The sequence below is a fragment of the Wenyingzhuangia sp. genome, from assembly GCF_039768515.1.
In the GTDB taxonomy this organism is placed as follows: domain Bacteria; phylum Bacteroidota; class Bacteroidia; order Flavobacteriales; family Flavobacteriaceae; genus Wenyingzhuangia.
In genome coordinates this window covers 1-11,746 of the sequence record NZ_JBDNAI010000138.1, presented here as the reverse complement: position 1 = coordinate 11,746, position 11,746 = coordinate 1, and the positions used below count along the sequence as shown (strand labels likewise).

Sequence of the window (11,746 nt, the reverse complement as noted above, 5' to 3'; positions counted from 1 at the left end):
CTTCAACTTCAACTTCAACTTCAACTTCAACTTCAACTTCTCTCTCAGATTTTTCAAGTATTGAATTGATGAATTCTTCTTTTTTTACGAGGTCTGTTTTAACACTCTTTTTTTCTGTAGAGGTTTTTTTTAGGTATTGCCAGTTGTCTCTGTGGTGGTCAATACGATAGGCTAAATCTATTCCGAATTGATGGCCACTAGTATGATAGCCAAACGGAATGTTATAGTGTCCTGAGATCATAAAATTTCTATTGACCAGAAAAGGGATTCCAGTCCCTAAAGAAAAGTATTGGTCGTGTTTGAATTTATGAAATTGCATTTGAATGTAAGGGTTCCATCTTTGTGCTAGTACATAAGATGCTGATAAAGCATATGAAATATTGGTGAAATTTTTCTTGAAATTATTGTAGTTGAATTGACTATTGAGTCTTAATTTTCTATTGATGTTGTTTTGTGTAATGATACTCAGAACTAAGCTATTTTGTGCCTCGTTGTTAAAGCTTTCATTTGCGATGGGCGTATTGTATTTTACAGCGACAGCAATACTAGGAAATAAGCCATTGTATTTGAATCCGTATCTTTTTTTCCAGCTTTCTTTTAATTCTTTGCGTTCCTTGTTTATGTGTTCATAAATTAAATACTTTACTCCTATAGAAAAACGTTCCGTTCCGTTAACTTTGTCATTATTGTTGAGATTTCTTCCATAAGATGAACGGTGATTGATACTCGCCTGAAACCGTTCAGATAAAAAACCATATTGGATAAGAATATCGTTACCAATTGCACTTGTTGTGTTGATTCCTTTAGGTGTTTTTAATCTTTCGTGAGATGTAGTGTTTTCTATTTGTAAAACCCCCAAACCGACGGCATAAGCTGTCTCAGTATTTCCGGGTCTATTTGCGTTGATGATTGTTGTATATTGTGCATAGTTTATCTTCGAAATAAAAATAAAAAAAAGAAAGAAATAAAGAATTCTATTCATGTAATCGTGATAAATATATATTGTAAATATAATATTTTATGGTTGAGGAGGTAGGTTCATTTTCAAATTATTATTTTTGAATAATTAAAATAGTAAACATGCAAGAAGCAGCTTTTATAAGTTTTATCAGGACCTTATTAACGATACTTACCGTCTATTACATCTTTAAGTTGTTTGTCAAATATGTGGTACCAGTATTATTGGTGAATTACGTGCAAAAGAAAACGGGTCAGCAAGTGAAAAAAGAGCCTTCTCAAAAAGAGGGAACAGTCACAATTGATAAAAAACCCAAATCAGGTCATTCTACAGATAGTAATGTAGGAGAGTATGTTGATTATGAGGAGGTAGATTAATGTAAAACATCATAGCTATGAATCAAAAAAACAATCTGAAGTCATTATTTATTTATGCGTCTGTTATCGTTTCTTTTTGTGTTGTTGCTCTTTTCTATTTTAAGCCTGTCCTAAAAGGGTATAAAATATTTCAAAGTGACATTGCACAGTTTATAGGGATGTCTAAAGAATTAAAAGATTATCGAGAGCAGAATGGTAAAGAGGCTTTTTGGACTGATGCTGCCTTCGGAGGTATGCCTTCGTATCAATTGAGTACTTATTATCCCAATGATTACATAAAAAAAATAGATACTGTCATTAGATTTTTACCTAGACCTGCAGATTATTTGTTTTTGTATTTTCTTGGCTTTTTTGTTTTGTTAACAGTCTTGAAGTTTGATTGGAAGTTAGCTCTCTTGGGTTCTTTAGCTTTTGGTTTTTCCACCTATTTCATTATTATTCTTGGTGTTGGCCATAATGCTAAAGCTCATGCAATAGGTTACATTCCTTTAGTGTTTTCCGGTGTTATATTGCTCTTTCAAAAACGATATTTCCTCGGTTTCTTATTAACAGCATTAGCGACATCTTTAGAAATCCATACGAGTCATCCACAAATGACTTATTACATGTTGTTTATGTTGTTTTTTGTAGGCGTTTTTTATACCATAGAACACTTGAAAAAGAATGAATTAAGAGCGTTAGTCAAACCAGTTTCAGTCATTGTTTTAGCAATGACAATAGGTTTATTGACCAATGCACAAAGTTTATTGGCAACAAAAGAATATGCCTCTCATAGTACACGAAGTAAGAGTGAATTGACCTTAACTCCACAGGGTACTCCTAAAGAGGTGACCTCAGGATTATCTAGAGATTATATTACTCAGTATAGTTATGGGATTTTGGAGACTTTTAACCTTTTGATTCCTCGTTTGGTCGGTGGTGCTAATAGTGAAGATTTGGGTACTGACTCTCATACGTATAAATTTCTAGCTCCTAGGATAGGAATGAATCAGGCCAAGCAGTTTTCAAAAAATGTTCCAACTTATTGGGGAAGTCAACCTATTGTTGCAGCTCCTGCCTACATAGGAGTTGTCTTTGTTTTTTTATTTTTTGTAGGTTGCTTTTTGGTAGAAGGATGGTTGAAAAAAGGATTGATTGCTGCTGTTGTTTTTTCTGTATTGTTGAGTTGGGGTAAAAATTTCGGTTTTTTAACCGATTTATTTATTGACTATATACCACTCTACAACAAGTTTAGAGCTGTATCTTCCATTCAAGTGATAGCCGAAATTTGTGTCCCCTTACTGGGAATGTTAGCCCTTAAAGATTTATTGTCGAATGAGGTGTCCAGAGCAGACAAGGTTTTATCTCTTAAAAAAGGAACGATAATAGTTGGAAGTGTTTTAGTGTTTTTTACTTTCTTAGGAGGAGTATTCTTCAGTTTTTCTGGTTTAAATGATGCCTATTATGACCAACAAATAACAGGTTTTTTAGGGGCTTTAAAAGCTGATAGAAAAGCTATTTTGTTTGAAGATGGTTTTAGGTCTATTGTTTTGGTGGTTTTTACCATTGTTGTTTTATGGAGACTTATATATAACAAGATCAAAAAGCAATATGCAATCCTTGTACTTGGGTTAGTCTTGTTATTTGATACTTTGTCAGTTGCTAAGCGCTATGTAAACGACGATGATTTCTTGTTGGCTAGTAAAGTAGATAAACCATTTTTCTTGTCAAAAGCAGATCAGCAAATTCTGAAGGATAAAGGACACTATAGAGTTGCTAATTTCAGTAAAAATTTCATGAATGATGGGGCTACCTCTTATTATCACAATTCTATAGGAGGTTATCACGCAGCTAAGCCTAGAAGATATCAAGAGCTTGTAGATTATCATTTGTCAAAGAATAATATGGAAGTTCTTAACATGTTGAATACAAAATATTTTATCACTGCCTCAGAAAGTGATGTTTTAGAAGCCCAATTAAATTCAGGAGCGAATGGAAATGCTTGGTTTGTGAATCGTATCGTTCCTGCAGTCAGTGCAGATGAGGAAATACTAGCATTGACAGGCTTTGATTCTAAAAATGATATTGTTGTCAATACAAAGGAGTTTGCTGTAGCTTCTACAGAAAAGGACAGCACAGCAAGAGTTGCGTTGACTTCTTATTCGCCCAATGTGTTGGTTTATGCTTATGAATCAGAAAAACCTCAATTGGTTGTTTTTTCCGAAATGTATTATCAACCAGGTTGGAATGCGTATGTTGATGGAAAATTAACTACTCATTTTAGAGCTAACTATGTGTTAAGAGCCATCAATGTTGAGTCAGGAAAGCATGAGATCGTGTTTAAATTTGAGCCAGAAGTGATTCAACAAGGTTCTATGTTGAGTTTATTGGGGTATGGGTTGTTGATGGTTATGTCCATTTCAATTTATTGGGTAGAAAGACAAAAAAAACTTGAAAATGTATAAAAAAACACCTTCGAAAAGATATAAGCATACTCTTGATTTTTTACAGAGGGTATTACCTGCTCCCGCAGTGATTTTGGATTTAGGGGTAAGAAATCCTTTAACAGAATTGATGGAGCAAAGTGGTTATACTGTTTTGAACACCCAAGGAGAAGACTTAGACGAAATTCCAGAAATAGTTAAAAATGTTGAAGTAGATGCGGTTGTAGCTTTTGAAATATTAGAACACTTACTTTCTCCCTTTGTTTTATTAAAGATGATAAAGGCAGAAAAGTTAATCACAACGATTCCTTTAAAGCTATGGTTTGCCAACGCTTATAAGAGCAAGACAGATGATTGGGATAGACATTATCACGAGTTTGAAGACTGGCAATTTGATTGGCTCTTGGATAAATCCAATTGGAAGATCAAAAAAACGCTCAAGTGGACTAGTCCAATAGACAAGATAGGGGTTAGACCACTTTTAAGAAGATTTACGCCACGTTATTACGCAGTTTATGCAGCACGAAAATAATAGTAGTATGCGAATAGGAATGGTGTTAGATAAAACATTCCCACCTGATCCTAGAGTAGAAAATGAAGCTCAATATCTGATTGAAAAAGGATATGAATTGTTCTTGTTTTGTTTGACTTATGATGCCCAAAAAGTAGGTCTTGAGGATTATAGAGGTATAAAAGTTGTTCGCTATCTCAGTCATCGTTTGTTGTACAAAAGTTCTGCAATGGCATATGCTTTTCCTTACTATAAGTTAAAAATGAGTGCCAAAATAAAGGAGTTCATTTTGTCTTATCAAATTGAAGTATTGCATGTACATGATATCCAGATTGTAAGCGCTGCATGTAGAGTTAGTAAAACCCTTAAAGTTCCGTATATTTTAGATTTACACGAGAATAGACCTGAAATCATGAAGTTTTATCCACACTTAAAAAGAGGATTAGGGAAATGGCTCATAGATACTGATCGGTGGAAAGCTGCAGAAGAAAAGTATTCAAGTTTGGCAGAGCGTGTCATTGTGGTTACCGAAGGTGCTAAAGAAGATCTTTTGGAGAGGACCAACATCCTTTCACAAAAGATAGTTCCTGTTCCCAATACTGTTTTGAAAGCGTTTTACACAAAATATTCCTTAGAGGAGCGCATAGCGGAAAAGTTTGAGGATGATTTTGTGCTCTTGTATATTGGAGATACAGCTATTAGAAGAGGTCTATTAACAGTGATTAGGGCATTACCAGAGTTAAAGAAAAGTATTAAAAACATAAAGCTAGTTGTTGTAGGGAAAAGTACCGAAGATTATATCTTGAGGGCTGAAGTAGATAAATTATCGATTCAGCATATTGTTTCTTTTGAGGGTTGGCAGCACGAAAAATTATTTCCGTCGTATATTTTAACTGCCAATATTTGTATTTCTCCTTTGCATAGGAATAAGCATCATGACACGACATATGCAAATAAATTATTTCAATACTCAAGTTTAGGAAGGCCACTTTTGGTCAGTGATTCTACTGCTCAAAAAGAGTGGGTTGAAAAACATCAAGTAGGTCTCAGCCACCAAGCGGAGGATATTGTAGATTTTGCTAAGCAAGTGAAGACACTTTATAGACAGCCATCCCTAATGGATCAGATGGGTGAAAAAGGTGCAGCTTTGATTCAGTCAGATTTTAACTGGGATAAAACAGCTAAGGGTCTAAGTGAAATATATCAACAGATTAAAAAAACCAGATGAGAGTATTGATTGTTACTTATTATTGGCCACCTGCTGGCGGACCAGGCGTCCAACGTTGGTTAAAGTTTGTGAAATATTTACAAGAATTTGACATTACTCCAGTAGTTTATACTGTAGAAAATCCGGATTATCCGATAGTAGATGATTCATTGTTAGATGAGATTCCTAAAGGAGTAGAGATTATCAAACAACCTATCTGGGAACCGCATCGATTGTTAAATGTTTTTAGTGCTAAGCAAAAAGAAAAGCAAAGTGCTGGATTCCTTAGCGTTAAAAAAAGTTTGATTTCTAAAATTGTTGCCTATGTTAGAGCCAACTATTTTATTCCAGATGCTCGCATGTTTTGGATCAAACCCTCTATTTTGTTTTTGGAGAACTACCTCGCTAAAAATAAAATTGATGCAATTATTTCTACGGGGCCACCACATACTGCTCACATGATTGGTTTAGGGTTAAAAAAAAAATTAGGAATACGTTGGATTGCAGATTTTAGAGATCCTTGGGTAGAGATTGATTATTTTCATGAATTGCCTTTGACTCAAAAATCTATAAAAAAACATAAAAATTTAGAACAAGAAGTTTTAAGACATGCCGATGAGGTTTTGGTAGTGGGAAATCAAATGAAAAAATCATACGATCTGTTTTCAAAAAATGTAAAGGTCATCACCAATGGTTTTGATGGAGTATTGAGCGCTGAAAAAGACTTAAATAAAGTATTTACAATTACTCATGTAGGGACTTTAAATGCCGATAGAAACCCAATTGTGTTATGGGAAGCTTTATCGCAGTTGAAAGAAAAAATCACCTGTCAAATTCAGCTGATAGGAAAAGTTGCTCAAGAAGTAAAAGAGAGCATTGAAAAATATAAATTATCAGAAGTAGTAACATTTATAGATTATGTACCTCACGATGAGGTGAAAATATATCAGCAAAAGTCACAAGTTTTATTGTTGGCTGTGAATAATGTGCCAAGTGCAAAAGGAATTGTAACAGGAAAAATATTTGAATATTTACAGGCACAAAGACCTATAGTAGCTATTGCTCCAACGGATGGAGATTTAGCTGCTATTTTAGAAGCCTCCAAAGCTGGTTTTGTAGTAGACTTTGAGGAAGTGAATAAATTAAAAGAAATACTTGTAGATTTACACAAACAGTATCGCGAAGGTAATTTAAAGGTGAACTCGGTTGGAGTAGAACAATATCACAGAAGAACGTTAACAACACAATTGGCAAATATTATCAAAAAATAAATTGAAAAAAATAGTAACCATATTAGGAGCAAGACCACAGTTTGTCAAAGCGGCGGTCCTAAGTAGAGTGATTATAAAGCACAACGAGCTGGATGAAGTGATTGTGCATACAGGCCAGCATTACGATAAAAATATGAGTTCAGTGTTTTTTGAAGAAATGCAAATTCCTGTTCCAAAATACAACTTAAATATCAATAGATTGAGTCATGGCGCTATGACTGGGCAAATGCTAGTAGAAATAGAAGAAGTTTTACTCGTGGAGAAGCCAGAAGCTGTGGTGGTTTACGGAGATACCAATTCGACTTTAGCAGGTGCATTGGCGGCTCAAAAACTTGGTATAAAAGTAGTGCACATAGAAGCGGGTTTACGTTCATTTAATATGTCTATGCCTGAGGAAGTTAATAGAATTGTAACAGATAGAATCTCAAATCTATTATTGTGTCCTACCCAAACAGCTATGGATAATTTAGAGGAAGAAGGGTTTAAAAATCATGATATTAGAATGGTAAACTCTGGAGATATTATGAAAGATGCTGTTGAATTTTATGGGGCTTTGTCCAAAGAAAAAGTAACTTTTTTAGAAGAACATACATTAACAAAAGGAGATTTTGTATTGGCAACCATCCACCGACAAGAAAACACGGATGATGTAGATGCGTTAAAAGAAATTTTTGAAGGTTTAGCAACTGTTCACTCGCAAAAACAAGTTGTCATGCCATTGCACCCTAGAACCAAATCTATTTTGGAAACCCATCAATTAAACTATCCGATTATATTTATAGACCCTGTGGGTTATTTTGATATGTTGGCTTTGTTGCAAAACTGTGCTTTGGTGATTACCGATAGTGGTGGCTTGCAAAAAGAAGCTTTTTTTAACAAAAAAGCCTGTGTGATTGCTCGTAAAGAGACAGAGTGGGTAGAATTGGTCAATCATGGATTTGCTACTTTGGTAGGGAGCAATGCTACTAGAATGCAAGAAGCAACAAAACATCACTTAAATACTCAACATGATTTTTCTTTGTCTTTATATGGAAATCAGGTGGGGGAAAGGATTTATGAGGAAATACGCAAATTGATTTCTTAGTTTTATGGGAATTGTTTTAAAAGAATCTTACAAAAACACTATTACTTTGCTCATTGCTATTTTGGTAGGAGCCGTCAATACTTTGTTTTTGTACGTTTATTTCTTAGAGGTAGAATATTATGGATTGGTCACTTTTTTATGTTCAACCGCTTTTATGATAAAACCCTTAATGGCTTTAGGAGTGAATCATAGTATTGTGAAGTTTTTTTCTTCTTTCAATAGCAGAGTTGAAATAGATAAATTTCTAACGTCAGCTATATGGCTTCCTTTGCTCTTGATTGTTCCTTTAGGCTTGATTTGTGTTCTTTTTTATGATACTATCTCAGGTTTACTGTCTCAAGAGAATTCTTTGGTGAGGCCATATACATACTTAATTTTTTTGGTAGCGGTCTGTACTGCTTATTTTGAGATCTTTTATGCTTGGGCAAGAGTGCACCTTAAATCGGTTTTTGGAAACGTATTAAAAGAGCTTTTTATAAGGTCTATGGTTACCATTTTGTTGTTTGCTGTTTATTTTAACATCATTAGTAGTCATCAATTTGTGTTGTGTTTGGTCGCGGCTTATTTTGCACAAATGTTTATCATGATGTGCTATGCATTCAAAACCTATACCCCTAAAATAAATTTCAAACGACCAGAAAACTTTGATGAAGTTGTAAAATATAGTCTATACATCATTATGGCAGGTTCAGCGGCAACTATACTGATAGATATAGATAAGTTTATGATTCCTCAAAAAGAAATGATAGCGCAAGTTGCTTTTTATGCCGTAGCTGTTTATATAGGTTCCGTGATTGAAATCCCTGGTAGAGCAATGAGTCAAATCGTACAACCTCTAACTGCTAAAGCGATCAATGATAAAAAAGAAGATGAGGTTTTGGGTTTGTATCAAAGAACTTCCATTACATTGTTAATTGTTTCGGGTTTACTATTTATATTGGTCAATGCCAATTTGGAGTCTCTAAACATGTTTTTGCCAAAAAAATATACAGGAAGTTTTTGGATTGTTTTGATGATCTCAACAGCCAAATTGTATCATATGTTTTTGGGAAACAATGGAGCGATTATTTCTAATTCTAAATACTACAAAGTTTTATTACCCTACGGCTTGTTGATGGCTGTTTCTGTTGTTTTGTTAAACAATTGGTTGATTGATGTTTTGGGTATTGCAGGGGCTTCATTGTCAACTTTGATTGTTGTTATGGTTTTCAATACAATCAAGTTGATTTATGTAAAAAAGAAGTTCAAAATTCAACCGACGACAAGTAAAACTTGGATCGTTTTGTTTTTTATTATTGTATTCACTGGTATTGGAATCTTTCTTGATTTTCAATTTCATCCTGTCATCAATATTTTCTTGGAGTCTGTTTTATTGGGCTTGTCTTATGTTTTGGTGATCCTTTATTTTCAGCTTTCTACAGATCTAACAGCTCTTTATCATCAGTTTAAATCAAAACTTAAAAACTAAGTTGTTTTTGGGGTGTGTGTTTTGTATGTATGTATAAAAACACTATATTTGCACCCGATTAATTTTAATAAAAAAACAATCATTATGAATCATTACGAAACTGTTTTCATTTTGAATCCCGTTTTATCTGATGTTCAGGTAAAGGAAGCAGTACAAAAGTTCGAGGACTATTTGGTTTCTAAAGGTGCCGAAATGTTACATAAGGAAGATTGGGGGCTAAAAAAATTAGCTTACACAATCCAAAAGAAAAAAAGTGGATTTTACCACTTGTTTGAGTATAAAGTTGCTGGAGAAGTTGTAGCTCCTTTTGAATTAGAGTTCAGACGTGACGATAGCGTTATGCGTTATTTAACTGTTAAGTTAGATAAACATGCTGCTGCGTGGGCTGAGAAAAGAAAGTCTAACTTAAAATCTGCGAAGTAATTATGGCAAATATAGACCAACAAGCAAAAGGAGGATCTAAAGGTGATGTAAGATACCTAACTCCCTTAGACATCGAGACTAAAAAAGAAGCTAAATATTGTAGATTTAAGAAGAAAGACATCAAGTATATTGATTACAAAGATGCTGATTTCTTAATGTACTTAGTAAACGAGCAAGGTAAAATTTTACCAAGACGTTTAACAGGAACTTCTTTAAAATACCAACGTAAAGTGGCACAATCTATAAAGAGAGCACGTCACTTGGCATTAATGCCTTATGTTGGAGATTTATTAAAATAATAAGTAGACTATCATGCAAGTAATATTAAAACAAGACGTTGAAAACTTAGGGTTTGTAGACGATATCGTAGAAGTAAAGAATGGTTACGGACGTAACTTTTTGATACCTTCAAGAAAAGCTGTTTTAGCAACGGAGTCTGCTAAAAAAGTTTTAGAAGAGACATTAAAGCAACGAGCTTACAAAGAAGCTAAATTAGTAGAAGAAGCTAATGTAACTGCTGAAGCAATCAAGGCATTAGAGATTAAATTGACTTCTAAAGTAGGTCAAGGAACCAAGTTGTTTGGTTCTATATCGAATATTGACATTGCTGAATCATTAGAAAAAGCTGGACATTCAATTGAGAGAAAATTCATCAAAATAGCTGGAGGATCTATCAAAAGAACTGGGAAATATACAGCTGCTATTCGTTTGCATAGAACTGTAACGGTTGATTTAGAATTTGAAATCGTTGGTGAGTAATTACCATTGTTAAATAATAAAAAGCTCACTTCCATACTTGGATAGTGAGCTTTTTTTTTATAAAATAGCCTTGTTTTTAAGGACTGATATCTGATATATGAAATACATTCAACTGACCAAAGAACAATTAGAAGCATTACATCATGAGTTTGCTACTTTTTTAGCATCTCAGCAGATAGATGTGAGAGAATGGAATGACATCAAAGCTAACAAACCAGATGTTGCAGATGAGGAACTTAATATTTTTAGTGATATGGTTTGGGAAGATGTTTTGACCAAAGCAGAATATATTGAGCACTTTTCCAAATCAAGCATCAATCTTTTCTTCTGCTCTGAGGGTGTGATACAAAGGATTATGATAAAATCTAAAGACCAATCTATTGATCTGTCTAGCAAAGAAGGAATTCAGACCTTATTGCATCATCCTAAGAATGGTCAATTTGAATTCTTCAAAGGGGCTAAAAAATATGAGAAGGAGCGAAACCTAGAAATTTTTGACCTTATTCTAAAAGGGGCAAGCATAAATAAAGAAGGAGCTTTATATCAGAACTTAAAAAATTTTGTAGCCTAGAAACATGGTAGATCCAGAATTAACCGCATATCTTGAAGGGTTCGTGACAGAAAAACGTCGAGCCCTGTTTAGACAAGTGCTTGACAATAGAACTAAGCATTTTACTGTTGTCCTGGAAGATCTATATCAAAAACACAACTGGAGTGCTGTAGTCCGAAGTTGTGATGTTTTTGGAATACAAGATATCTACACTATAGAGAATAAATACAGCGCATATATCTCTAACGGAGTTGGAAAAGGAGCTCAGAAGTGGGTAGATTTTCATAGATTCAAATCAAGAGAGTACAATACACAAGATTGTGTTGATGATTTAAAGCGAAAAGGGTATCAAATTATTGTAACGACCCCTCATGAAGATTCCTCTTTTGTGTCTGATTTTGATATCACAAAAAAAACAGCTTTTGTTTTTGGTGTAGAGGGCGAGGGGGCTTCTGATTTGGTGATGAGTGAAGCAGACGGTTATTTGAAAATTCCTATGTATGGTTTTACAGAGAGTTTAAATGTTTCTGTTGCAGCGGCGATTACCTTACAAAATACCACGGATAGGCTACATCAATCTAATGTAGATTGGGCATTGAAGGATGATGAAAAAGAAGAATTGTATTTGAAATGGTTAGAAAAATCAATTGGTTCAATCAAATTGATCAAAGAGAGATATTATAGAGAGCGTAAAGCTTAAAATAACCTAAGGCTT

Annotated in this window: 13 protein-coding genes; 12 read left to right on the top strand and 1 reads right to left on the bottom strand. The window is 34.1% G+C overall.

Annotated features, from left to right (window positions below; genetic code table 11):
• Window positions 1–982 (bottom strand): transporter (locus ABF281_RS08715; protein WP_347181291.1); only part of this gene is annotated, 982 nt, incomplete at its 3' end.
• A gap of 98 nt (window positions 983–1,080) precedes the next feature.
• Between ABF281_RS08715 and ABF281_RS08710 the strand changes: the two genes are divergently transcribed.
• From ABF281_RS08710 to ABF281_RS08655, 12 genes are all read left to right on the top strand, one after another.
• Window positions 1,081–1,335: a DUF4834 domain-containing protein gene (locus ABF281_RS08710; RefSeq protein ID WP_347181290.1), complete on the top strand. Its 255-nt coding sequence runs from the start codon at window positions 1,081–1,083 to the stop codon at window positions 1,333–1,335.
• A gap of 17 nt (window positions 1,336–1,352) precedes the next feature.
• On the top strand, window positions 1,353–3,779 hold the full coding sequence (locus ABF281_RS08705; RefSeq protein WP_347181289.1) for a YfhO family protein: 2,427 nt from the start codon (window positions 1,353–1,355) through the stop codon (window positions 3,777–3,779).
• The gene (locus ABF281_RS08700; protein ID WP_347181288.1) at window positions 3,772–4,290 is read left to right on the top strand and encodes a methyltransferase; all 519 of its coding nucleotides are present in this window, start codon (window positions 3,772–3,774) and stop codon (window positions 4,288–4,290) included. The genes ABF281_RS08705 and ABF281_RS08700 overlap by 8 nt, the downstream gene beginning before the upstream one ends.
• A complete protein-coding gene (locus tag ABF281_RS08695) occupies window positions 4,274–5,497 on the top strand; it encodes a glycosyltransferase family 4 protein (RefSeq protein WP_347181287.1) in 1,224 nt (407 codons plus the stop codon). The genes ABF281_RS08700 and ABF281_RS08695 overlap by 17 nt, the downstream gene beginning before the upstream one ends.
• Window positions 5,494–6,747 (top strand): glycosyltransferase family 4 protein, encoded by a 1,254-nt coding sequence (locus ABF281_RS08690; protein ID WP_347181286.1) that lies wholly within the window; start codon window positions 5,494–5,496, stop codon window positions 6,745–6,747. Before ABF281_RS08695 ends, ABF281_RS08690 begins: the two co-directional genes overlap by 4 nt.
• A 1-nt stretch (window position 6,748) precedes the next feature.
• Window positions 6,749–7,831 carry a UDP-N-acetylglucosamine 2-epimerase (non-hydrolyzing) gene (gene wecB / locus ABF281_RS08685; RefSeq protein WP_347181285.1) on the top strand — a complete coding sequence of 361 codons (1,083 nt, stop codon included), beginning with the start codon at window positions 6,749–6,751 and terminating at the stop codon, window positions 7,829–7,831.
• 4 nt (window positions 7,832–7,835) lie between these two features.
• The gene (locus ABF281_RS08680) at window positions 7,836–9,299 is read left to right on the top strand and encodes an oligosaccharide flippase family protein (RefSeq protein ID WP_347181284.1); all 1,464 of its coding nucleotides are present in this window, start codon (window positions 7,836–7,838) and stop codon (window positions 9,297–9,299) included.
• A gap of 84 nt (window positions 9,300–9,383) precedes the next feature.
• The gene (gene rpsF, locus ABF281_RS08675; protein WP_347181283.1) at window positions 9,384–9,722 is read left to right on the top strand and encodes a 30S ribosomal protein S6; all 339 of its coding nucleotides are present in this window, start codon (window positions 9,384–9,386) and stop codon (window positions 9,720–9,722) included.
• Window positions 9,723–9,724: 2 nt separating this feature from the next.
• Window positions 9,725–10,021 (top strand): 30S ribosomal protein S18, encoded by a 297-nt coding sequence (gene rpsR, locus ABF281_RS08670; protein ID WP_347181282.1) that lies wholly within the window; start codon window positions 9,725–9,727, stop codon window positions 10,019–10,021.
• 13 nt (window positions 10,022–10,034) lie between these two features.
• Window positions 10,035–10,481: a 50S ribosomal protein L9 gene (gene rplI, locus ABF281_RS08665; protein WP_347181281.1), complete on the top strand. Its 447-nt coding sequence runs from the start codon at window positions 10,035–10,037 to the stop codon at window positions 10,479–10,481.
• Window positions 10,482–10,578: 97 nt separating this feature from the next.
• A complete protein-coding gene (locus ABF281_RS08660) occupies window positions 10,579–11,052 on the top strand; it encodes a DUF6495 family protein (protein WP_347181280.1) in 474 nt (157 codons plus the stop codon).
• A 4-nt stretch (window positions 11,053–11,056) separates the two neighbouring features.
• Window positions 11,057–11,731, top strand: coding sequence for an RNA methyltransferase (locus ABF281_RS08655; protein ID WP_347181279.1), 675 nt, complete (start codon window positions 11,057–11,059; stop codon window positions 11,729–11,731).
• Window positions 11,732–11,746: the final 15 nt, after the last annotated feature.